The 22,063-nt window shown below is 64.5% G+C and carries 21 protein-coding genes; 16 read left to right on the top strand and 5 right to left on the bottom strand.

From position 1 onward, the window contains the following. Window positions 1–20 precede the first annotated feature (20 nt). From secY to AB0O81_RS13255, 12 genes are all read left to right on the top strand, one after another. Entirely contained in the window at window positions 21–1,343 is a 1,323-nt protein-coding gene (gene secY, locus AB0O81_RS13310) for a preprotein translocase subunit SecY (protein WP_337339024.1), read from the top strand. Continuing rightward, complete coding sequence (locus AB0O81_RS13305) at window positions 1,340–1,933, top strand: adenylate kinase (protein WP_363585053.1); 594 nt, start codon at window positions 1,340–1,342, stop codon at window positions 1,931–1,933. Before secY ends, AB0O81_RS13305 begins: the two co-directional genes overlap by 4 nt. A 6-nt stretch (window positions 1,934–1,939) precedes the next feature. After that, window positions 1,940–2,779, top strand: coding sequence for a type I methionyl aminopeptidase (gene map, locus AB0O81_RS13300; protein ID WP_363585051.1), 840 nt, complete (start codon window positions 1,940–1,942; stop codon window positions 2,777–2,779). A gap of 18 nt (window positions 2,780–2,797) precedes the next feature. Next, complete coding sequence (locus AB0O81_RS13295; protein WP_363585049.1) at window positions 2,798–3,481, top strand: thioredoxin domain-containing protein; 684 nt, start codon at window positions 2,798–2,800, stop codon at window positions 3,479–3,481. Window positions 3,482–3,639: 158 nt separating this feature from the next. Beyond that, a complete protein-coding gene (gene infA, locus AB0O81_RS13290) occupies window positions 3,640–3,861 on the top strand; it encodes a translation initiation factor IF-1 (RefSeq protein WP_017201569.1) in 222 nt (73 codons plus the stop codon). A gap of 74 nt (window positions 3,862–3,935) precedes the next feature. Beyond that, window positions 3,936–4,052, top strand: a complete 117-nt coding sequence (gene rpmJ / locus AB0O81_RS13285; RefSeq protein ID WP_033106073.1) for a 50S ribosomal protein L36 — start codon at window positions 3,936–3,938, stop codon at window positions 4,050–4,052. A 133-nt stretch (window positions 4,053–4,185) separates the two neighbouring features. Next, window positions 4,186–4,560, top strand: coding sequence for a 30S ribosomal protein S13 (gene rpsM / locus AB0O81_RS13280; RefSeq protein ID WP_337339028.1), 375 nt, complete (start codon window positions 4,186–4,188; stop codon window positions 4,558–4,560). Between the two features lie 37 nt (window positions 4,561–4,597). Beyond that, window positions 4,598–4,996 carry a 30S ribosomal protein S11 gene (gene rpsK / locus AB0O81_RS13275; protein WP_363585046.1) on the top strand — a complete coding sequence of 133 codons (399 nt, stop codon included), beginning with the start codon at window positions 4,598–4,600 and terminating at the stop codon, window positions 4,994–4,996. 150 nt (window positions 4,997–5,146) lie between these two features. Next, window positions 5,147–6,139 carry a DNA-directed RNA polymerase subunit alpha gene (locus AB0O81_RS13270; RefSeq protein WP_337339030.1) on the top strand — a complete coding sequence of 331 codons (993 nt, stop codon included), beginning with the start codon at window positions 5,147–5,149 and terminating at the stop codon, window positions 6,137–6,139. Between the two features lie 74 nt (window positions 6,140–6,213). Beyond that, window positions 6,214–6,768 carry a 50S ribosomal protein L17 gene (gene rplQ / locus AB0O81_RS13265; protein WP_363585044.1) on the top strand — a complete coding sequence of 185 codons (555 nt, stop codon included), beginning with the start codon at window positions 6,214–6,216 and terminating at the stop codon, window positions 6,766–6,768. A 149-nt stretch (window positions 6,769–6,917) separates the two neighbouring features. Continuing rightward, complete coding sequence (locus AB0O81_RS13260; protein ID WP_363585042.1) at window positions 6,918–8,042, top strand: GNAT family N-acetyltransferase; 1,125 nt, start codon at window positions 6,918–6,920, stop codon at window positions 8,040–8,042. A gap of 634 nt (window positions 8,043–8,676) precedes the next feature. Beyond that, window positions 8,677–11,103: a metallophosphoesterase gene (locus AB0O81_RS13255; protein ID WP_363585040.1), complete on the top strand. Its 2,427-nt coding sequence runs from the start codon at window positions 8,677–8,679 to the stop codon at window positions 11,101–11,103. Window positions 11,104–11,465: 362 nt separating this feature from the next. On the opposite strand, the gene AB0O81_RS13250 is transcribed toward AB0O81_RS13255, so the two are convergent. After that, window positions 11,466–14,111: an acyltransferase family protein gene (locus tag AB0O81_RS13250; protein WP_363585038.1), complete on the bottom strand. Its 2,646-nt coding sequence runs from the start codon at window positions 14,109–14,111 to the stop codon at window positions 11,466–11,468. A gap of 136 nt (window positions 14,112–14,247) precedes the next feature. Between AB0O81_RS13250 and AB0O81_RS13245 the strand changes: the two genes are divergently transcribed. From AB0O81_RS13245 to AB0O81_RS13235, 3 genes are all read left to right on the top strand, one after another. Next, window positions 14,248–15,264 (top strand): GNAT family N-acetyltransferase, encoded by a 1,017-nt coding sequence (locus AB0O81_RS13245; protein WP_363585036.1) that lies wholly within the window; start codon window positions 14,248–14,250, stop codon window positions 15,262–15,264. Window positions 15,265–15,291: 27 nt separating this feature from the next. Then, window positions 15,292–16,167, top strand: a complete 876-nt coding sequence (gene truA, locus AB0O81_RS13240) for a tRNA pseudouridine(38-40) synthase TruA (RefSeq protein WP_363585034.1) — start codon at window positions 15,292–15,294, stop codon at window positions 16,165–16,167. A gap of 93 nt (window positions 16,168–16,260) precedes the next feature. Then, window positions 16,261–16,986: an endonuclease/exonuclease/phosphatase family protein gene (locus AB0O81_RS13235; RefSeq protein WP_363585032.1), complete on the top strand. Its 726-nt coding sequence runs from the start codon at window positions 16,261–16,263 to the stop codon at window positions 16,984–16,986. 12 nt (window positions 16,987–16,998) lie between these two features. On the opposite strand, the gene AB0O81_RS13230 is transcribed toward AB0O81_RS13235, so the two are convergent. Both AB0O81_RS13230 and AB0O81_RS13225 read right to left on the bottom strand, forming a co-directional pair. Beyond that, window positions 16,999–17,559, bottom strand: a complete 561-nt coding sequence (locus AB0O81_RS13230) for a cell wall protein (RefSeq protein WP_363585030.1) — start codon at window positions 17,557–17,559, stop codon at window positions 16,999–17,001. 13 nt (window positions 17,560–17,572) lie between these two features. Beyond that, a complete protein-coding gene (locus tag AB0O81_RS13225; RefSeq protein WP_363585028.1) occupies window positions 17,573–19,348 on the bottom strand; it encodes a DUF4012 domain-containing protein in 1,776 nt (591 codons plus the stop codon). Window positions 19,349–19,523: 175 nt separating this feature from the next. Here AB0O81_RS13225 and AB0O81_RS13220 point away from each other — a divergent pair, with 175 nt between their 5' ends. Continuing rightward, entirely contained in the window at window positions 19,524–20,168 is a 645-nt protein-coding gene (locus AB0O81_RS13220; RefSeq protein ID WP_363585026.1) for a VanZ family protein, read from the top strand. Window position 20,169: 1 nt separating this feature from the next. Here AB0O81_RS13220 and AB0O81_RS13215 read toward each other — a convergent pair whose 3' ends face one another. Continuing rightward, entirely contained in the window at window positions 20,170–21,075 is a 906-nt protein-coding gene (locus AB0O81_RS13215) for a hypothetical protein (protein WP_363585024.1), read from the bottom strand. Between the two features lie 65 nt (window positions 21,076–21,140). Then, window positions 21,141–22,061 carry a sulfite exporter TauE/SafE family protein gene (locus tag AB0O81_RS13210; RefSeq protein ID WP_363585022.1) on the bottom strand — a complete coding sequence of 307 codons (921 nt, stop codon included), beginning with the start codon at window positions 22,059–22,061 and terminating at the stop codon, window positions 21,141–21,143. Between the last annotated feature and the right edge of the window lie 2 nt (window positions 22,062–22,063).

Raw genomic sequence — 22,063 nt, 5'->3', positions numbered from 1 at the left:
CCCTTCTTGGAGGAATCCTTTTGTTCAGCGCCATTGCGCGGGTCTTCCGCACACCCGATCTACGTCGGAAGATCGGTTTTACGTTGGCGATTATCGCCTTGTACCGTCTCGGCGCACACGTGCCAGCACCGTTCGTGGACTTTCCGAACGTGCAGTCTTGCCTCGATCAGTCGGCAGGTACAGACGGACTGCTCTCGCTCGTCAACCTCTTCTCAGGTGGCGCGCTGCTGCAGCTGTCGATCTTCGCCCTCGGTGTCATGCCGTACATTACGGCGACGATTATCACGCAGCTTCTTCGCGTGGTCATCCCGCACTTTGAGACCCTCCACAAGGAGGGGCAGGCGGGTCAGGCCAAGCTCACCCAGTACACCCGCTACCTGACGATCGCTCTCGCGCTGCTGCAGTCGACGACGCTGGTCACGGTAGCCCGCAGCGGACAGCTGTTCGGTGTCACCGGCATTCCCGAGTGCGAGCAGCTTCTCACCAATGACGTGTGGTGGGCACAGCTGCTCATGATCATCACGCTGACCGCCGGCACCGGCCTCATCATGTGGTTCGCCGAGCTCGTCACCGAGCGCGGTATCGGCAACGGCATGTCGCTGTTGATCTTCACCTCGATTGCTGCGTCGTTCCCGTCGTCGCTCTGGGCCATCTGGCAGACGCGCGGCTTCGAGGTCTTCCTCCTCGTGCTGGCCGTCGGTGTCGTGGTGATCGCGCTGGTCGTGTTCGTTGAACAGTCGCAGCGTCGTGTTCCGGTGCAGTATGCCAAGCGCATGGTTGGCCGCCGCACCTATGGCGGCACCAACACGTACATTCCGATCAAGGTCAACATGGCCGGTGTGGTGCCCGTCATCTTCGCCTCGTCGCTGTTGTACATCCCCGCTCTCATCGCGCAGTTCAACCAGCCGCAGGCTGGCGAAGAAGTGCCGGCGTGGGTCGCATGGATCCAGCTTTACCTCGTCACGGGAGACCACCCGTTCTACATGGCGCTGTACTTCTTCTTGATCGTGGGCTTCACGTACTTCTACGTCGCCATCACGTTCAACCCGGTCGAGGTTGCAGACAACATGAAGAAGTACGGGGGGTTCATTCCCGGCATCCGAGCCGGTCGACCGACCGCCGAGTACCTCGACTACGTGCTTACCCGCATCACGCTCCCGGGCTCGATCTACCTCGGTCTGATCGCGCTCATCCCGCTCATCGCACTCGTGACGGTGGGTGCCAACCAGAACTTCCCGTTCGGTGGCGCATCGATCCTCATCATCGTCGGTGTCGGTCTTGAGACCGTGAAGCAGATCGACGCTCAACTCCAGCAACGCCACTACGAAGGGCTGCTCCGATGACCCGTCTTCTGATCGTTGGCCCACAGGGCTCTGGCAAGGGCACGCAGGGTGTGCGCATCGCCGAAGCGTTCGGTGTTCCCGCTATCTCGACCGGCGACATGTTCCGCGCCGCGGTTTCGGGCGATTCCGAACTGGGCCAGCAGGTCAAGTCGATCATCGAGGCCGGTGACCTGGTTCCCGACGAGGTCACCAGCGCGGTCGTTCGCGATCGTCTTTCGCAGACGGATGCTTCGGGCGGCTTCTTGCTCGACGGTTACCCTCGCAACGTCGGCCAGGTCGCACACCTCGACGAGTTTCTCGAGGGTCGTGACGAGTCGCTTGACGCCGTGATCGAGCTGAGTGTGCCCCGCGAAGAGAGCATCGCTCGGCTGACGCTGCGCGCACAGGAGCAGGGTCGTACCGACGACACCGAAGAGGTCATCGCGAACCGACTCGCCATCTACGAGCGCGAAACCGCGCCAATCCTCGGCGTCTACCACGCCCGGGGCATCGTTGACTCGATCGATGGTGTGGGCTCGCTTGACGAGATCGCGGCGCGCATCATTGCTGCTCTCGAAGCGCGCGGTCTCACGCGCACCGCTGGCGTCTGATTTTCAGTGGCGTTTCGACGATCCATCTACAAGACCCCCGCGCAGATGCGGGCGATGGTGGAACCGGGCCTGATCACCGCGGCTGCTCTCGCCGCCGCGCGATCGTTGGCTGCTCCCGGGGTGACAACTCTTGAATTGGATGCGGCAGCATCCGCCATCATCACTGGGCGTGGGGCGAAGTCGAACTTCCAGATGGTGCGCGGCTACCGCCACTCAATCTGCGCCTCGGTGAACGAGCAGGTTGTTCACGGCATTCCCGGTGACCGCGTGCTTGAGCCCGGCGACATTCTGTCGGTCGACGCTGGCGCCGAATTCAAAGGCTGGAATGGCGACTCGGCATTCTCGATCGTGATTCCCGATGCGGCACGGCCCGAGGTCGTCGCTGAGCGCCAACTGCTCTCTGATGTGACTCAGGGGTCACTCTGGGCCGGCATTGCCGCCATGGCGTCTGCGGGCTATATCGCCGACATCGGCGCCGCCATTCAGGACTACATCGAAGCGAACGCGCCCGAAGGAGGGTACGGCATTCTGCGCGACTATGTCGGTCACGGCATTGGCCGCAAGATGCACGAGTCGCCGTCGGTGTTCAACTATCGCGTGAGCGACCCGGGCGCCGAGGTTCGCCCCGGTCTGGTGCTCGCGATCGAGCCGATGGTCGTCATCGGTGATCAAGAGACGCTCATCGAAGATGACGACTGGACCGTTTCGACGGTCGACGGCACAGCCGGTGCTCACTGGGAACACAGCATCGCGCTGCACGATGATGGCATCTGGGTGCTCACGGCGCCCGACGGGGGAGCGGCCGGTCTCGCACCGTTCGGCATCACTCCCCAACCGATCGCATAGCAATCACAAGGAGTAACGGTGGCCAAGAAAGCACGAAAGACAAACTGGTTCGCGATCTGGATCAGCGTGGGCATCCTGATCGCCGTTGGCCTGCTGGCATGGCTGGTCGTTGCCATGAACAACCAGGCCGGCGCGCCCGGAGAACAGCCCGTCGCCGCGAACATCGAGACCGAGACCGGTGCGATCCTCGTGGGTGACGCAGAGAACCGTCTGGACACGTACGTCGACTTCATGTGCCCGATCTGCGGTCAGTTCGAATTGAGCTATGGCCCGTCGATCGAAACGCTCGTTGATGATGGCACGGCAACCCTGGGCATCCACCCGATCTCGATCCTCGACCGCGCATCGCAGGGCACCGACTTCTCGACCCGCGCCGCCAACGCAATGTACTGCGTCGCGGTCGCCGATTCCGAAGCGGCGCTGCCGTTCATGCAGGCGATGTTTGCGAACCAGCCCGCTGAGGGAACCACAGGGCTCACGGATGCTGACATGCTGTCGCTCGCAGAACTCGTGGGAGTGACCGGAATCGATTCGTGCGTCGACGACGGCACGTACACGAAGTACGTCGGCGAGATCACCGAGCTGACCCCGATTCAGCCCGGATCGACCGGCATCGGAACCCCGACCGTCGCCGTCAACGGCGTAGCGCTCTCAAACTCCGAGCTGCCGGCACCCGACGACCTGGCATCGCTGTTCAACTAGCGCGAGCGCAACTCGGGCGTGCGACACGCCCGAGTTGCCGCGAGGGCACATATCACCTATGATTGCTCCTTGGTGCGTTGCGCCTTCATTGGCGTGTCGAGGCACCAAAACCCCCATTCACCGCAGACCGACCGGTCTGCTGAAGCGATAGCGAGTATATGGCGAAGAAAGACGGCGTCATCGAGATCGAAGGCGTGATCTCCGAAGCTCTGCCCAACGCGATGTTCCGCGTTGAGCTCAGCAACGGGCACAAGGTTCTCGCAACGATCTCAGGCAAGATGCGGCAGAACTACATCCGCATCATCCCCGAAGACCGCGTGGTTGTGGAGCTTAGCCCCTACGACCTCACCCGTGGTCGCATCGTCTACCGCTACCGCTAGTCCGGTCGAGAAGTAACGGCTGTGTGCCGGGCTATGCCTGCGCGCAGCACGAAGACAGCGATAAGGAAAGAACCATGAAGGTCAACCCCTCAGTCAAGCCCATGTGTGACCACTGCAAGGTCATCCGCCGCCACGGCCGCGTGATGGTTATCTGCAAGTCGAACCCGCGTCACAAGCAGCGCCAGGGCTGAGTTTCACAACTCACAGTTTTACAACTTCACACGAAACGGCAGCGTCAGAACCCGCGAAAGCGGGGGACACCTCGGGCTGGAGGCCCGGGCACCGACTCTGCTCCACACCTCCACCAACTCCTAGGAGATTCGCATGGCACGTCTTGCCGGCGTTGACATCCCGCGCGACAAGCGCGTGGTGATCGCCCTTACGTACATCTACGGTGTCGGCCGTACCCGCTCGGACGAGATTCTCGCCGCTACGGGTATCGACGAGAACATCCGTGTCAAGGACCTGAGCGACGAGCAGCTCGTTCAGCTTCGTGACTTCATCGAAGGCACTTACAAGGTAGAGGGTGACCTTCGCCGTGAGGTTGCCGCCGACATCCGCCGCAAGGTCGAGATCGGTTCATACGAGGGAATCCGCCACCGTCGCGGTCTCCCCGTACGCGGTCAGCGTACCAAGACGAACGCACGTACCCGCAAGGGTCCGAAGCGCACCGTCGCCGGCAAGAAGAAGGCGCGCTAGGCCACCGCCGGCGTCACGGATTTAGGAGACTACGAACATGGCACAGGCCAAGACCGCAGCGCGCAAGCCGCGTCGCAAGGAAAAGAAGAACATCGCATTGGGCCAGGCCCACATCAAGTCGACGTTCAACAACACGATCGTTTCGATCACCGACCCCTCGGGCGCAGTCATCAGCTGGGCATCTTCGGGTGGCGTGGGCTTCAAGGGCTCGCGCAAGTCGACCCCGTACGCCGCCGGTATGGCTGCCGAGTCGGCAGCACGCCAGGCTCAGGAGCACGGTGTCAAGAAGGTCGACGTTTTCGTCAAGGGACCCGGCTCAGGCCGCGAGACCGCGATCCGCTCGCTTCAGGCCGCAGGCCTCGAGGTCGGCTCGATCAACGACGTCACGCCTCAGGCTCACAACGGCTGCCGCCCGCCGAAGCGTCGCCGCGTCTGAATTTTGCTGCCGGGCCCCCTCAGCTTTTGAGGTGGGCTCGGCTACAGCAGGTTTACCGGGATGGTGCTCCGCAGCATCCCAAGAATAAAACTCAACACCTCATTCACCGCACGTGTCATATAGCGGTCACGTGATCGAAAGGAACACATAGTGCTCATTGCACAGCGTCCCACTCTTACCGAGGAGAAGATCGGGGAGTTCCGCAGTCGCTTCATCATCGAGCCGCTGGAGCCTGGCTTCGGCTACACGATCGGAAACGCACTGCGTCGCAGCCTGCTTTCATCGATTCCCGGTGCAGCAGTGACGTCGATTCGTATCGACGGCGTTCTCCACGAGTTCAGCACCATTCCCGGTGTTAAAGAAGACGTCACCGAAATCATCTTGAACATCAAGCAGCTCGTTGTGTCGAGCGAGCGCGATGAGCCCATCACCGCTTACCTTCGTAAGACCGGTGCTGGCGAGGTTACGGCCGCCGACATCTCCGCTCCGGCGGGTGTCGAGGTTCACAACCCCGAGCTCGTTATCGCAACGCTCAACGACACCGCGAAGTTCGAGCTTGAGCTCACCATCGAGCGTGGCCGTGGCTACGTATCGGCGACCCAGAACCGCAACGAGTACGCAGAGGTCGGTCAGATTCCGATCGACTCGATCTACTCGCCCGTGCTCAAGGTCACCTACCGTGTCGAGGCAACTCGTGCCGGTGAGCGCACTGACTTCGACAAGCTCGTGCTTGACGTTGAGTCGAAGGCATCGATCGACCCTCGCGACGCAGTCGCGTCGGCTGGTCGCACGCTGACCGAACTCTTCGGCCTTGCTCGCGAGCTCAACGTCGAGGCTGAGGGCATTGAGATCGGCCCCGCGCCGGTCGAAGCTGTTCTCTCGAACGAACTGTCGATGCCGATCGAAGACCTCGATCTGTCGGTGCGTTCGTACAACTGCCTCAAGCGCGAGGGCATCAACACCGTTTCGGAGCTCGTCGCCCTTTCGGAGACGCAGCTCATGAACATCCGCAACTTCGGTCAGAAGTCGGTTGACGAGGTGCGCGACAAGCTCATCTCGCTCGGCCTCTCGCTGAAGGACTCGGTTCCCGGGTTCGACGGTGCACACTTCTACGGCGGATACGAAGACGAGACCACCGTCTGAGCTGTGTCCGATGTTCGCACCGGCTTGAAGCCCGGCGCGACCCCGAATCGACCTTCACACTGGAGTAATTGACAATGCCTAAGCCCACTAAGGGTCCCCGCCTCGGAGGCGGCCCCGCACACGAGCGTTTGATGCTGGCGAACCTTGCCGCAGCGCTCTTCACCCACAAGTCGATCAAGACGACTGAGACCAAGGCCAAGCGCCTTCGTCCCTACGCTGAGCGTCTGATCACGTTCGCCAAGCGCGGCGACCTTCACGCACGCCGTCGCGTGCTGTCGGTCATCGGTGACAAAGAAGTGGTGCACGTTCTCTTCACCGAGATCGCACCGCTCGTCGCCGAGCGTGAGGGCGGCTACACCCGCATCACCAAGGTCGGCAACCGTAAGGGCGACAACGCTCCTATGGCTGTCATCGAGCTCGTCCTCGAGCCGGTAACCCCGAAGAAGTCAGCCAAGAAGGCCGCCGCTAAGGCAGCTGACGAGGCTCCTGCTGAAGAGGTTGTCGAAGAAGAGGCCGCTGCTGACGAGACCGCCGCCGAAGCTGGCGCCGAGTCGCAGGCAGAAGGCGAAGCCGCTGAGGCTGCAGCCGAGGACGCTGTTGAAGCTCCTGCAGAGGAGAAGGCCGAGTAATCGGTCGCCGGGTTCCGCCCGGCAGGTCGCAGCATCCATTGCTCGACCAACCTTGCACCGCGAGACCCGCGTGCTCCTTCGGGAGCCGCGGGTCTCGTTTGCGTTAAGAGTGCTAGAGCGCAGGCGCATCTCGCGCGTAGGGTGATGCTGTGACTGAGTCGATGGATGCTGCCTCGGGGGGTGCTGTCTCGAGCGGTGCTGTCTCGGGGGGTGCTGCTTCAGGGGAAGCGGATGAGGTGCCTGTGCCCGGTGAATCTCTTGCGGATCGTGTGAGAGCGATATTCGGCGATGTCCCGGGCCCGCAGTTGCCCTCGCATGCCGACGTAGCGCTGTGGCGGCATGCGACCGTCGACGATATTGACGCGATGCACCACGCACAGCGTGCGGCAGATCTGGTGGATCACCCCTCGTGGACAACGCCGCGCGAAGACATTGCCGACTCGTTCGACCTGCCCGAGATTGACCCCCAACGCGACATGGTTGTCGGGCTCGGTGACGATGGTGCGGTGATTGCGCTGGGGACGACCCTGCGGCATCCCGATTCATCTGAGCGTGTGAAGGTCTATATGACGGGGGCCGTGCATCCTGACTGGCGTCGCCGGGGTATCGGGGCCGCACTCGCCAAGTGGCAGCACGCGCGTGCGCTCGAGCACCTCGTGTCGATCGACACCACGTTGCCCGGCGAGATCGACATGTATGCCGGTGCGGGTAGTGGTGCCGTGGTCATCGCCGAGCGCTACGGGCTGCAGACAGCGCGGTGGTTTACGAGCATGGTGCGCGACATGTCGATTGAGATTCCAGAGCTAGAGGTGCGCGACGGCTTCGAGTTCGTCGCATACAGTGCCGAACGTGCCGAAGAGGCGCGTCTGGCACGCAATGACGCGTTTCGTGATCACTGGGGGAGTCTGCCTTCACAGCCCGAACGGTGGATGCAGTTCGTCGGAGGCCCGTTCATTCGGCCAGACCTATCGACTCTCGCGATAGCCGACGGCCGCATTGTGGCGTTCTGTCTGGCATCGGTGAACGAAGAAGACTGGGTGACGCTCGGTGCGAGCAACTCGTACATCGACCTCATTGGAGTGGTGCGTGACCATCGTGGCAAAGGGCTTGCCCCGCGAGTGATCGCGCGCACCCTGGCCGCGATTCGGGCAGCGGGGCTCGAGAAGGCGGTGCTCGACGTCGACACCGACAGCCCGACCGGCGCCAACGCCCTGTACGAACGTCTAGGCTTCGAAGCCACCGAACGCGAGCAGGCGTTGACCCGCGAGTTCTGAGCGGTAGGGGTGTGCGCGCGCGGGTGCGGGTCGCGGGTGCGGGTGCGGGTGCGGGTCGCGGGCGGATGTGCGCGACGCCGGTGTGCGGGTGCGGCGGGCCTCGCCCGGCCGGCTGCGGTCTCACTGTCGGCGAGACGAGGGCTGGTGCGCGAGACATGTCGTGGTGCACCTTGCTTCGCGCACGAAAGCTTGTTTCGACGTGGCGAAAGCCTGCTGGCCGTTACGGTGCGGCTGTGCGCGTCGTCGGTGTGCGGGTGCGGTGGGTGTCGCCCGGCCGGCTGCGGTCTCACTGTCGGCGAGGCTAGGGCTGGTGCGCGCGGCATGTCGTGGTGCACCTTGTTTCGTGCACGAAAGCTTGTTCGCCGTGACGTGAGTTCGTTTGCCGTGACGAAAGCTTGTTGCGCCGTGACGTGAGCTTGTTTGACGTGACGCGCGCTCGCTTCGCGGCGACGTGAGCTGAGGTCGCGTTGAGGGGGAGCGGGGGTCGCGGCAAGTGTCTACATAGGTGAAACCTATCGTTCAGCTAGGAGCCACCTGAACGCAGGGCGCGCTCGCGAGGGTAAGAGTCCGACATCCCCCGACGTGTGTGCGGCCGGATACGGCGTGCGCGCGCCTGACATGAAGGTTTCCCCAAATGCCTCGAAATCGCACGCGCTTCGCGATGGCCGCCACTGGCGTCGTCGTCTGCGCGACTCTTGCGCTCCCTCTTCTGCCGGCTTCTGCGGTGACGGCTCCGACAGCGTTCGCCGCCGCGGCAGCATCCACTGACAGCAGCGGAACCTTGCCGCTGCTCAGCGACCCCTTCTTGCAACTGCCCGGCGCAGATGACGTATACGTCGTGTGGAATACGGAGTACGCCGGAACGGCCAACGTCACCTTGATTGGCGATGGCGTCGCAGCGCTCACTGACGCCGAGGCGCGATCCGCAGCGACGGGCACCGTGTTCCCCAACGTGACTGTGTTTGCCGCGACAACGGCCGCGTACTCGCGCATGGCTGAAGACAGCTCATCGCGTCTCGTTGACGCGCCGGTTGCCGAGGACGGCATCGTTGCTCGCGATGTGTGGCGCCACGAGGCGCACGTCACGGGGCTGACCCCGGGTGAGACAGTGGCATACCGCGTTGTCTCGGTTGACGGTGCCGATATGGCGGTGTCTGGCACCTTCAGCCTCGCACCTGCCCCTCAGTCCGGAGACGATCTGCGCGTGCTGTTGACCAGCGACCACCAGGCGATGGCGAACACTGCCGCCAACTTGCAGATGGCCGCGAAGACGATCGGCGACATCGACGCAGTGTTCCTCGCTGGCGACCTGGTGAACCACCCCGACCGCGCATCCGAGTGGTTCGATGACACCCGCGGCAGTGCATTCTTCGCAGCGCTGCAGGGCAACGGCGGTCGCTTCGACAACAACGGTGTGCAGGAGTACTACGGCGGCGAGATCGTGCAGAACGCCCCCCTGTACCCGGCCGTGGGAAACCACGAAGTGCAAGGCCGCATCGACGGCATGACAAGTATCGGCAGCAGCTTCAACTCTCCGGTACCGGTTGCGGTCGCCGAGGCTGAGTACGACAAGGTCGCCGCCGAGGTCAATCCGGCTGGCGATGCCGAGGTGAAAGCCCAGTGGATCGAAGACAACTCGTTCAGCACGACATCGTATGAAGAGGTGTTCACGCTTCCAGAAGACTCCACGGGTGGCGAAACTTACTACGCGGTGTCGTTCGGCGACATTCGCCTGATCTCGCTGTACTCGACACGAATCTGGCGGGGCACGACCGCACAGGCAGACCCCGAGGTGCGCACTTCGAGCTCGCGATACCAAGAGAGCGCGGCTAGCCTCGACGATCCCCTTGCGCAGGGCTATGGCGAGCACGTGTTCGAGTCGTTGGCTGTGGGTTCGGAGCAGTATGACTGGCTCGCCGACGAACTTGCCAGTGACGAATACGTTGACGCTCGGTTCCGCATTGTGATGCTTCACGAGAGCCCGCAGGGACTCGGCGATAACGTGATGCCTCAGTTCGCGGACCCGGTGCGCATCGAAGAGACGAACGACGCAGGCGAAGTCGTCGGCGTGCGCTACGAGTACCCGACCGAAAACAACATGCTTCTCAACGATCTGAGTCCGTTGATGGAAGGCGCCGGCGTTGACCTCGTGCACAACGGCCACTCGCACCTGTGGAACCGTTTCGTCTCTGAGAACGGCGTGAACTATCTGGAGACCTCGAACACCGGTAACTCATACGGCGCCTACCACGAGCTAAGCGGCCGCACTCGTCCACTGCCGCCTGAGCCGTGGGATGCGTCAAACTACCTGTCGCAAGGAAACCCTGGCGGTCTCGAAGCGGTCGTGCCGAATGTTGCACCGTTCACCACCGACGATGGGACGCCGCAACCCTTCGTGCAAAGCAATGACCTTGCCGTCTTCGCGATGCTCGACACCGGCGCCAACGAGGTCGTCTCGTACGCCTATGACGTGCGCACTCCCGAGGTGGACCCGTGGATCATCGACCGCTTCGAGCTTGGACGTCTGGCAGACGAAACCGACGGTGGCACTGATGGCGGAACCGATGGTGGCACTGATGGCGGAACCGATGGTGGCACTGATGGCGGCACCGATGGCGGAACCGACGGTGGCACCGATGGCGGCACGGACGACGGTGCTGACAGTGTCGCGACGGTAGCGATCTCGGCATCGACGGTCGCTGCCGGTGGCTCTCTCACAGTGTCGGGCGAAGGCTTCGCAGTCAACGAGTCGGTGTCAGTTGAGCTGCACTCGACGCCGGTGACCCTCGCGACGGCGACCGCGAGCGCGAGCGGGACGATCGAGTTGTCGGTGACTATTCCTGCCGACACTGTGGCGGGAGCGCACCAGATCGTGCTGACGAGCGAGTCGGGGCTTGAGGCATCGGCGCCGATTACGGTGACTGCGGTTGCCGACGGCGCGCTTGCCGTCACAGGCTCAGAGGCTGCGCCTATGGTCGCACTCAGCGTTCTGGCGCTGTTCGCCGCGGGCATCGGTGCTGCGGTGTTGTGGCTGCGCCGCCGCGCCGTATCGCACAGCTGACCCAGCACACCGGGCCCGTGTTGACGAAGGCCCCGTATTGACGAAGGCCCCGCATTCCCTCCGGAGTGCGGGGCCTTCGGCGAACCGATCAGTATTGACGCGCCGAGACCTGGCGTTGTGCGCGAAACATGGTGCGGTGCGCCCTGTTTCGCGCACGAGAACATGTTTCGAGGTTGGTGCGCGAGCCGCGTGCTCGCGCACATGCGTGACGCGTGCACGGGCGCGCAGCGATCAGGGCGCCGAGACCTGAGCGCGTGCGCGAAACGAGGTGCGGTGCGCCCTGTTTCGTGCACGGATGCTCGTTTCGGCGATTTCGCGAGGGCCAGCGCGAGGGCGCGCGAGCGCTGGCGAGCGCGGGCGGGCTAGCCCAGGGGGGCGCGCGAGAGCGGCACCGGGGCAGGTGCCGGGCCGACGTAAGGCGTATCGCCGGCGAGCCACGTCGTGATGCGCACCTGAAAATCACGCTGAGCCTCGACGCGGGCGAGGCGCTCGGCCTCGACCTGCTCGATGACTTCGGCCACCGTGTCGGCGAAAACCCGGCCCCCGGGTTCACCGGGGTGAATCTGGTCGCCCGCCAACATCGCCGTCTTGTTTTCAATTGCACTGGACCAGTCGGCGACCAGCACGTTCGGGCGATCCTTCGCGACCTTGTCGAGGTCGGCGTTGACGCCCGCAATCCAGTCCCGCGGAGCAAACGCATTCACGAGAATCACGTGGCGATCGGGCCCCGCAATATCGAGCATCTCGTCGAGCGAACCGGCATCAATGGGGCCATTGGTGCCGAGCGCGAGCACCACGTAATCGCGCAACTCGTGTTGCTTGGCCAACTTTTGCAGAATGCCCGGCCCCGCCCACGTCGACCGCGACACCGCGGCGTCAATGTCGATGCCCGGCAACCGCTCCAGCAGTGCGGGAGCCGACGCCAGCATGACCGAGTCGCCGACTGCCGTGACGTTTGCGCCGTCGATCACCGGCGCAGCGGGATCAGATGGTGTGGTGGGGGATGCTGCCACTCCCGACACTGCAGAGCTCGCCGCGCCAGCGGATCGAGCATCCAACGTCGAGCTCGCGGTCTCTGTCGCTACCCGCACACCGGATTGCGCCATGCGCTCCGACGCATCGGGCATCGCTCCCGTCGGGCCCGGTGCTGGCGCGGACGACCCAGACGGGCCCATCGCACTCCGGAGGGTCCCGTCGTTCCGCGGGCCACCATCAGCACCGGAGGAACCGGCCCCATCTGGCGCTGCGCTTTCGGCGTCAGCGTTGCGCGTCGCTGCGCTCGCTGGCACATCGCCGTCCGCCGCCACGCTGTCGCCACCGTCGCCGGAAGGAGCGTCGAGCTCCGTACCGTTCGTGCCCGCGTCGTCAGATCCTGTCGTATCGCCGGTCGCGTCCGCGCTGTCGCTACCGTCGTCGTCGCCAGCGACACCGTCAGACCCAGCACCACTGTCAGACCCAGCACCAGCCCCACCGTCAGACCCAGCACCAGCCCCACCGTCAGACCCAGCACCACCAGCACCAGCACCAGCACCGTCACCAGCACCGTCACCAGCACCAGCCCCGCCGTCGGACCCAGCACCACCGTCGCCACCAGACCCAGTACCACCACCAGACCCGCCGTCGCCACCAGGCCCCCCAGCCCCGGAACCCCCACCAGTACCACCAGAGTCATCCTCCGTGGCACCGGAACCCGACGGCTCCGCGGCAGCATCCTCTGCGGCCTTCAGCGCGGCAGCGCCGGCCTGCACGTATTCCTCAGCGCTCGAGCCCTGCGGCGCGGCTGCGATCGCCGCCGAGGTGCCACCAAGCGCGACGAATACCGCCGCCGTGGCGCCGAGCGCCCGCATGCGCGAACGTGAACTGGTGCGGAACGCGTGGCGCAGTCGTGCCAACGACCCGCGAAAACCGAGCACCCGAATCGGCATCTCGATGTAGCGGTAAGACAGTGCCGATACGACCAGCGTGACGCCCAGCACCCAGATGCTGACCCATAGCGGCACGCCGGCGTTGAGCCCGGTGCCCTGCGCCGCGGCGACGGCCAACACGAGCAGCGGCCAGTGCCACAGGTAAATGCCATACGAGCGCGCACCGATCCACCGCAGCGGCGCGACGTCGAGCTGCGGGCCCAGCCACGAACGCGGCCATGAGCCAGCAATCACCACAGCGACGCTGCACAGACTCGCCGCGAGCAGTGCTCCGGGGAATGTCACGACATCTTCCGTCGGTGCCATCATCGCCAGCGCGATGATGCCCGCCAGCCCCACGACGCCAGCCGCCGAGGTCACGCCCAAAGCCCACGTCGAGCGGGGCCAGGCAGCATCCACGTGCCTTAACTGCGCCATGGCGAATGCGGCGGCGATCCCGATCAGCAGACCGAATGCGTGCGTGTCGGTGCCGAAGTAGGCGCGGGTGAGTTCGCCCGCTCCCGACGAGACGACGACGCCCATCCACACCGCTGATGCGCTCGCCAACACGAGCGCCATGCCCACGCGCGCCCATGTGCGTGGCAGCAGCAAGAACAACGGCAGCACGAGCGGCCAGAGCAAATAGAACTGCTCTTCCACGGCGAGCGACCAGAAGTTGCGGAAAAGTTCGGGGGTGGATGCTGCGAAGTATCCGCTGTCGCCGGCAAGCGATATCCAGTTGTAGCTGAAGGTGGCAGCGCCGAGCACCTGTGCGCCGAGGCGGGTGAGCACGTCGCCGCCGACCATCCACGCGAGGGTCGAACAGACGGTGACCACGACCGCGAGTGCGGGCAACAGGCGTCGCGCTCGGCGCTGCCAGAACGGCACGAGGGCGATTTTGCCGTTGCGCGAATGTTCTCGCAGCAACAGGCTGGTGATGAGGAATCCGCTGATCACGAAGAAAACATCGACACCGATGAACCCGCCAGGCAGTGCGTTCGGTGGAAACAGGTGGTACACCACCACCAGAATCACCGCGATCGCCCGCAGCCCATCGAGCCCGGCGAACCGAGTCGGGGATTGCGCAGGCGCGTGAGTAGGCATGGAGCTTTCAGTGGTGGCAGCGGAGCGCGAAACGCGATCAAATGGCGTGATCAATTCTACGGTGACCAACCCGCACTTCACCTTCGAATAGCCCGCGAACTCGCACCGAACGGGCGCCGCGGCATAGCCTGGAGTAATGTCATCGCAGCTGTCTGACCGCATTAGTGCGCCTGAAACCGCTTCTGTCACCCCACACGACGCAATCGCGGTGTGGCGAGCCCCCAATCGTGGCGATATCGACGCGATTCACGCGGTGGTGGCCGCGGCCGATCAGGTCGATCACCCGACCTGGGTGACCACTCGCGGATCGATCGCTGACCTGTTCGATATGCCGCACGTGAGCGCCGACGATGCGCTCGTGGGCGAGAACGCCGACGGCCAGATTGTCGTCGTCGGCGCGGTTGTGCGTGAACAGGATGTCACCGTCGAGGTGCAGGTTTCGTTGCGCGGAGCGGTGCTTCCCGAGTACCGCCGTCGCGGCATCGGTGCCATCGTCGGCGCATGGCAGTACGCGCGTGCCCTGCAGGTGCTGGCCGAGGTCGACGTTGAGGTTGAGGGCGTCATCGAACAGTACGTGCACGAGGGCAACCCGGGCGCCGAGAAGATCGCCGAGGCGAACGGCCTCACCGGCGAGCGATGGTTCGTCGTGATGGAGCGTGATCTCTCAGCCCCCGTCGAGCAGCTCGACGTTGACGCGCACGTGACGTTGCAGGCCCTCACGCCTGACCGTGACAACGAGGCGCGCCTCGCGCGCAACGACGCCTTCCGTGACCACTGGGGCAGCGTTCCTTACAGCCGCGAGACGTGGGGCAAGCTCACGGGCGGCGACAACTTCCGCCACGATCTGTGCACGGTCGCCGATGTTGATGGCCGCGTCGCGGCGTTCTGCCTAGTCAGCGTCAATGAAGCGAACTGGGTGCACCGCGGAGCGCGCTATGGCTACATCGAATACGTCGGCGTCGTGCGCGACCACCGCGGTCAGGGCCTCGCGCCGCGCGTGCTGACGAGCACTCTGGCGTCGATGCGCGACGCGGGTCTTGAGAAGGCGCAGCTCGACGTCGATACTGCCAGCCCTACCGGAGCCAACTCGCTGTACTCGAGCCTCGGCTTCGTCGAGCGTGAGCGCGAGCAGGTGTTCACCCGCCGCTTCTGAGCGAGCACTCCTCGGTAGGATTGTCTGATGCGCATTCGGCTCGACATCGCCTACGACGGCACGCATTTTCGCGGCTGGGCCGTGCAGCCCGTGCTTCGCACGGTGCAGGGCACGCTTGAGTCGGCGCTGTCGTTGGTTCTCGGCGGCGAGCCGCGACTGGTGGTCGCCGGGCGCACCGATGCGGGCGTGCACGCGACCGGTCAGGTCGCGCACATCGACCTTGACGAAGACCAGCAACGGCGCTTGCGCAATGTGCGCGGCAGGGGAGTGAAGAACGCCACGGATGCGGAAACTCTCACCGACTACGCCGTGGGCGCGCTCGCCGCGCGGCTGACCGGTGCGGGCGGTGCCTACCCCGACGTGGTGGTGCGCCGCACTTCGCTCGCGCCCGAAGGCTTCGACGCTCGCTTTTCAGCGGTGTGGCGCCGCTACGAGTACCGCATCGCTGACCGTGTCGCCGGTTACAACCCGATGGAGAGGCTGCGCACAACGAGCGTTCGCTCGAGCCTCGATGTCGAGAAGATGGATGCTGCCGCGAGCAGCCTCATCGGCCTGCACGATTGGGCGGCGTACTGCAGACCGAAAGAGCGTGCGACGACGATTCGTACTCTGCTCGAGTTCGACTGGCATCGCGATGAGCACGGCATTCTGGTCGCCAACGTCAAGGCAGACGCGTTCTGCCACTCGATGGTGCGCGCCCTGGTGGGTGCGTGCGCTGCCGTGGGGGATGGGCGTCTCGATGTTGAAGATGTTGCCGAGATCCGTGATGAGCTGCAGCGGGTTCCCGAGACGAAAGTGCTCGCGGCGCGCGGTCTCACGCTCACGGCGGTGGGGTATCCGAACGATGAACTGCTCGCGCTGCGCGCCGAGCAGACGCGCCGCCGCCGCAGCGACGAACAGTAGCGGGGTCGAGTTCGCGCTGTTTTCTATGAGTGTGCGTAGAGGTAGGACATAAGTCACCGCGGCGACACCTGACAGGAATATGCTGGCACCACCATGAAGGTCATTTCGTACAACCTGCGTAAGCACCAGGCCGCTGGAGAACTTCCGCGCCTGGTGGAGCAACACGAAGCCGACGTGCTCTGCCTCCAAGAGGCGGACACCACCGACATCCCAGACACGATCAACGGGCTCAAGCTTGCTGATTCCACCCAGCGAAACAGACTCGGGCTCGCGGTCTACTACCGCGAGAGCACCTTCCGTGCCGTCGACGTGCGTGCACTCGCGCTTAAGAAGTCGCTGCACGACCGGGTGTTGAAGCCTGCCGAAGAACGTCTCCTCGGCGTTAGACTGTACGACATCGACCACGGCCATGAGGTGATCGTCGCGTCGTTCCACGCTGCCCCGCTCACCGCGCTGAACTCGCTGCGCCGGCACCAGATCCGCACGGCGCTCACCGAACTGCAGCACCTGGGCGAGGGTCTGCCCGCGCTTATGGTGGGCGACTACAACTACCCGGTCTTCAAAGAGAATCTGGGTCAGAAGATTCGCGACCACGGCTACGAACTGAACCTCAGCGACTCACGCACCTACACCCGCTACAAGTTCTTCCGCGGTCACTACGACTTCGCCACCTCGATCGGTTTCGAGATCGACCGCGTGCGCACGCTGCCCCAGGGCTTGAGCGATCACCTGCCGATTCTGGTGACGGCACGGGTGCACGACACAACAGGCGCCGCTCAGTCGCCCGCGAGACCTGTCGTCACGGCCGCGAGCGCATAGCTCGAACGCGAGTCAGTCGTCGCTCTGGCGACGGCGGACAAGAGCGGTGACGCCGACCGCAGCGCCGGCGAGCACGAGCGCTCCGCCGCCGATCCACAGGCCGGTGAGGGTGCCGCTGTCGAACCCGGTGACGGGAAGGCCATCGGTGCCGGTGGTAACAGTCACGCTCGCCGTCGCGCCAGCCGACGTCGCCGAAACCGCGGCGATGTTGTAGATGCCGGTGGCGTCCGTGGGCAAGGTGATGGTGACGGCGGGCAGTGCACCAGAGGCGTCTGAGGTGACCTGGCCGCTCGCGGTGGTGACCGCGGTTCGCACCATGCCGATTGTGGCGCCCGCACCGTTCTCGCCGGTCACGGTGATGGTGACTGACTCGTTCGGTGAGAATGTGGCGTCGTTGCAACCGAACTGGAAGCCGCCGCCAGCCTGCACTGTGCCGGTGGCCGTGGTGCACGATTCAGCGGGAGGGTAGATCGTCGAGGCTTGCGCGGCCAGAGGCGCCGCGACAGTCAACGAGGCCGCGAGCATTGCGCCCGCGGAGAGGCGGGTGATGCGAGTTGCGAATGTCGTGGTCATAACACGCGCAAGTCTACGCGCAGAAATCTGCTTCGGAGTACGCGTTGCCGATAGTGGGAGTCTGCCTGACCAGGAGTTCTGCTCCGGTCGGCACCGTCGAGCGTGCCGTCACGGTGGCAGTGAACGATTCACCCGATGCAAGATCGGTGGAGAAGGAGAGCACGCGACGGCCGTCGTGGCTGGCTCCGCCGAAACCCTTCTCTTCGGTGCTGACAGCATCCATCAATTCGAAGTGCTCGGGAAGGTAGAGATATCCGACCGTTCGAGCTATTCCGGCTGGAACCCCGAATGACCCACCGCCGGTGATGTAGTTCGGCAACGCCGCTGCGTTCTCTGGTGCGTTGTTGGTGACGGTGAGGGTCATCGTGGCCGTGCCTGAGGCGGTGCCCGAATCGTCGAGGGTGCAAGAGTCCCACTGCACGGCAACGTCGGTGTCGAGGTAGTAGTCCATCTTCGACCCCGTACCGTCGTTGACGTATGCGCCGAAGCTCGTGGTGGTCTCGTCGGTGACGGGCAGGCCGCCCGCCAGAGTGGTTTCAGCGATCAGAGCCTGCTCCGACTCGACGGCGCTCCACATCAGCAGGCGGTTTTCGCTGCCCGCTTTGGTGAGAGCGGCGACCAGCTCGACCGGGTCGGAAGTTCCGTCTGAGAGCGCTTCGAAGACGCTTGCGGCGGCGAGAGCGAAGAACGCGTCTTGTTCGGCTGGCACGGTGTAGCGAAGGTAGACGTCGTTGAGCAGCAACTGCACGGCGTTCTCGCTCGTGAGCACATCTCCGGTGGGAAGGTCGATCGGTCCGGTCGCTTCGAGCAGATACGACAGTGCCACGGGATCGAGGGCGATCACGCCATCGACTTCTTCGCCATCATGTTCGAGGGCCCACATCTGGCGGGCCAGTTCTGCCGAGATGCTGAAGTCAGCCACCTGGGTCACGTTCTGAATCCACTTGCCGGGGTGATCGGTGTAGATCGCCAAGACATCGTCGTCGAGGGGCAGTACCGACTCTTCGTACTTCGGGTAGTCGCTCGACGACTCCTGGCCGGCGAGGGTCATCTCTCCGTCATCGGTGTGGATGAGCGCCATCGCCCCCGGGATGCCCCCGAGCGATCGCCATTCGGCGTTGTTCTGAAACAACACGAGGTAGTCGCGAGACTCGTCAGCACCAAGCATGGAGGGAAGCAGCACGGTCGCGCGAGCGAGCGCACTGGTGGCTTCGGCGGCGTCGGTGAGCACGTCGGCAACCTGGTCGATGGCTTCGCTCACCGGGGTAAGCAGCGGCGCGGTGTCGATGCTGTCGATCGATGCTGAGGCAGCGGAAATGCCGGCCGCGCTGATGGTGGCCGGTGCCTGCAACTCCTCAAACAGGGTGAGATCGATGCGGCCGTTTTCGGCGCGCAGCCCGTCGAGCTCGAACGACGATGCGACCTCAGTGAGCGGGGTGAGCGACGTGTTGACCACCTGGTTGGCGGCCGCTGCGACGGTCGACACGGCGTGAAGCTGTGGCCCCACCCACGGCAGCGTCTCGGCGAGCTGCCAAATCGGGTCTGAGGTCAACGACTCAGCGGCACGCGTGTCTACCGAGATGTCATCGATCGCGGCCGTTGCTGCCGCCGGATCGCTGAGGTCGCTGCTGACTGAACCAGCCGCTTGCTGCACATTGCTCAGGTGGCTGTAGGCGAGCACACCGCGAACGCCAACCCATGCGGTCATGGCGACAGCGGCGATAAGAACGCCGCCGAGCACCCAGGCGAAGGTGCGGCCAGCGATCGAAGAAGCAGTTGAGTTAGTCATCTATCCGTGGGGGAGCTCAGGCGTGGGGCTCCAAAGCGCAGCCACCTCACAGTACGTCAGTCTCAGCAAGGCTATCGAGAATAGCCGTGTGTCTGCTGGTGGACCGCGGAGTACACTCACATCAACATGCGCGGCAGTGTCGCAGCGCCCCAGGGGAGGGCGAAGGACGGCTTTGGTGCAGGAACAATCGATCACGATCGCAGCACAGGCGATGGATGCTGCGGCACCCGTCACTGCTGCGCCCGCGGTCGACTCGGCACCACAATCAACACTTGACCTGGCTGGTGGCCCCCCGCCGCCGCCGCCCGGCTACATCTTGGTTCCCCCGCGCCCGCCTCTCGCCGTGGCGCCCGAGTGGCGCCCGCGGGCACCGCAGAGTTCAACCCTTCCTGCTCGCGTACGTGCGCTCGTTCGCGAGCGCCGCGATGTGATCCGTGACCCGCGAGCGTGGCTCGTCGCCTACGGGGTGCTTCTCGCGCTCATCGCGTTTTGGCCGACGCCCGTCGATCGCAACGCGGCGGGCCTGCTGCGCACGATCAGCGCCGCGATTCCGTGGTTGAGCTACAACCTGATCGAGTTCACCGCGAACATCGCTCTGTTTGTTCCCCTCGGCGCGCTAGGGGCGATGCTGTTGACGCGTCGCCCGTGGCTGGTCGTTGTTGTGGCGCTCGCCGTGACAGTTGTCATCGAATCGGTGCAGGCGCTGCTGCTTGCCCAGCGCACACCGAGCGGCCTCGACATCATCGCGAACACCCTCGGGGCAGCCGTGGGGCTGGCGATCGTGCTGCTGGTGCGGCGCAGAAACGACGCCCGAAGCTGAGCTACGCCTCGTCGGGCCGGCCGCGATGCTGGGGCTGGGGCTCGGGCTGGGAGTGCACGCGCGAAGCGGCGGGGTCAGGTTCGTCCCACAGCTCGACGCACTGCACGATCCAGAACGCGCCGAACAGCGCGAGGGCGACGGTCTCGGCGATCAGCGCCACCGGAAAGTCGATGCGCTCCACATAGCCGTTCAGCTCGGCGTATACGTACACGCCGAGAACAAGAATCAGAGTGAATGCGATCAGAATGTACGCGGCTTTGAACCTGCGCCGCGGCGGCGCACCGAGTCTCGGAAACGCGCCGCGGACGGCCACGGCGGCGAACAGCGAGAAGAATGCGACCGTCGCAATGGCGTGGCCTTGATCGAGCACGAAGTCACGAAAGAAGATCCACCCGACGGCGAGCGTCACGAGCACGATGATCGCGAACGTCAGCGAGACCGACACAGCCCCCAGCGACACTTGCCGTCGGCGCGCGAGGATCAGCACCAGAATCACAATCAGCACACCCATCACCAGGTAGGTGATGACCCCGGCGGCGGCGATGGCTTCATATTCCGGAGGAAAGCAGCGGAACTGGCACGGCACGACGATTCGCGCAATGTTTCCCGGACCGAGGGTGGTCGGAATGAAGGCGATCAGCGGCGCGAACAGCGCGGCGGCGTCGAGCAGTGCCCGTTCAACACCGCGCCCCGAGAGGGCGAATAGGGCGAGGGATGCCGCGATCAATGCGCCGACGAAGGCGTCGCGCGCGGGCGTGAAGTAGTAGTTGCTGAGCGACGGCAGCAGGCCGACCTGTGTCGCTGAGATGCCCACCGAGACGAACAAAGCGATGATCGTGCCCGCGATGCCGATGCGCAGGTATCGGTAGGTGCGCATCAGCGACGTGGTGGGAGTCGCAGTTGCCATGCGGCTACGTTAGACCCCCGCGGGCATGCGTCGGCGCTCTTTTTCAGGTGTGGTAGATCGGCGTGTCAGGCCTGACGGATCGGCGCAGCATCCGTCTCGAGTGATCGGGCGTCGGCGGCTACGCACGCCTGTTCACGGCGCCAGGCCCGCCACGAAATGACGACGGCGGCAGCCCAGATCACGGCGATGAGGCTCAGCATCCACACCGTCACGAAACCGGGGGCGTCGAGAACGATCAATAGGGTGCGCACGTTCGTGAAGATGATGATTCCCCCGACCAGCGAGCCAAGCAGACGCGGAGGCAGTTTGCGCACGAGCCAGGCGGCGATCGGTGCCGCGATCACCCCTCCGATCAGCAGAGCAGCGACCCAGGCGAAGTCGAAGCCCTGGGTGCCGAGCGCGAGCAAAAAGCCGATGCTCGCGGCAACCGAGACGAGAAACTCGCTCGTGTCGATCGAGCCGATGACTTTGCGGGGCTCGATGCGCCCGCTCGCGAGCAGTGCCGGGGTGCCGACCGGGCCCCACCCGCCGCCTCCGGTGGCGTCGAGAAACCCACCGGCCAGGCCAATCGGAGCGAGAAAGCGCAGCCGCAGCGGCTTCGAGCGGTCGACCCGCGGAAGCGAGCGAAACGTGAACCGGATCAGGATGTAGATTCCCAGGCTCAGCAGGATCAGGCTCATGAGCGGTCGAGCGGCGTCTGTCGACAGGTTCGACAGCACGGTTGCTCCCACAAAGGCGCCGACCGCCCCGGGGATGCCGATGCGCAGCACAACCTTCCAATCGACATTGCCGAAGCGCCAGTGTGAGACCCCGGAGGCCAGGGTGGTGCCGATCTCGGCAAGGTGCACCGATGCGCTCGCCGCAGCCGGGTTGGCGCCGATTGCCAGAAGCAGCGTTGTCGAAGTGACGCCGTAGGCCATGCCGAGTGCTCCGTCGACGAGTTGCGCGCCGAGGCCCACCAGGGCGAGGAGAACGAGAGTGTGCATGA

The organism is Microbacterium sp. NPDC076911, assembly GCF_040687125.1.
Classification (GTDB): domain Bacteria; phylum Actinomycetota; class Actinomycetes; order Actinomycetales; family Microbacteriaceae; genus Microbacterium.
The sequence above is the reverse complement of the archived record's forward strand: the minus strand, read 5'-3'. Positions and strand labels throughout refer to the sequence as shown.

What these genes read in the sequence shown, in the direction of transcription:
- AB0O81_RS13250 (WP_363585038.1), bottom strand. Translation starts at nt 14,111, where the DNA reads ATGCCTACTCACGCGCCTGCGCAATCCCCGACTCGGTTCGCCGGGCTC.
- AB0O81_RS13235 (WP_363585032.1), top strand. Translation starts at nt 16,261, where the DNA reads ATGAAGGTCATTTCGTACAACCTGCGTAAGCACCAGGCCGCTGGAGAA.
- truA (WP_363585034.1), top strand. Translation starts at nt 15,292, where the DNA reads ATGCGCATTCGGCTCGACATCGCCTACGACGGCACGCATTTTCGCGGC.
- rpsK (WP_363585046.1), top strand. Translation starts at nt 4,598, where the DNA reads ATGGCACAGGCCAAGACCGCAGCGCGCAAGCCGCGTCGCAAGGAAAAG.
- infA (WP_017201569.1), top strand. Translation starts at nt 3,640, where the DNA reads ATGGCGAAGAAAGACGGCGTCATCGAGATCGAAGGCGTGATCTCCGAA.
- AB0O81_RS13225 (WP_363585028.1), bottom strand. Translation starts at nt 19,348, where the DNA reads ATGACTAACTCAACTGCTTCTTCGATCGCTGGCCGCACCTTCGCCTGG.
- AB0O81_RS13210 (WP_363585022.1), bottom strand. Translation starts at nt 22,061, where the DNA reads ATGCACACTCTCGTTCTCCTCGCCCTGGTGGGCCTCGGCGCGCAACTC.
- rpmJ (WP_033106073.1), top strand. Translation starts at nt 3,936, where the DNA reads ATGAAGGTCAACCCCTCAGTCAAGCCCATGTGTGACCACTGCAAGGTC.
- AB0O81_RS13215 (WP_363585024.1), bottom strand. Translation starts at nt 21,075, where the DNA reads ATGGCAACTGCGACTCCCACCACGTCGCTGATGCGCACCTACCGATAC.
- rpsM (WP_337339028.1), top strand. Translation starts at nt 4,186, where the DNA reads ATGGCACGTCTTGCCGGCGTTGACATCCCGCGCGACAAGCGCGTGGTG.
- AB0O81_RS13230 (WP_363585030.1), bottom strand. Translation starts at nt 17,559, where the DNA reads ATGACCACGACATTCGCAACTCGCATCACCCGCCTCTCCGCGGGCGCA.
- AB0O81_RS13245 (WP_363585036.1), top strand. Translation starts at nt 14,248, where the DNA reads ATGTCATCGCAGCTGTCTGACCGCATTAGTGCGCCTGAAACCGCTTCT.
- rplQ (WP_363585044.1), top strand. Translation starts at nt 6,214, where the DNA reads ATGCCTAAGCCCACTAAGGGTCCCCGCCTCGGAGGCGGCCCCGCACAC.
- AB0O81_RS13255 (WP_363585040.1), top strand. Translation starts at nt 8,677, where the DNA reads ATGCCTCGAAATCGCACGCGCTTCGCGATGGCCGCCACTGGCGTCGTC.
- AB0O81_RS13305 (WP_363585053.1), top strand. Translation starts at nt 1,340, where the DNA reads ATGACCCGTCTTCTGATCGTTGGCCCACAGGGCTCTGGCAAGGGCACG.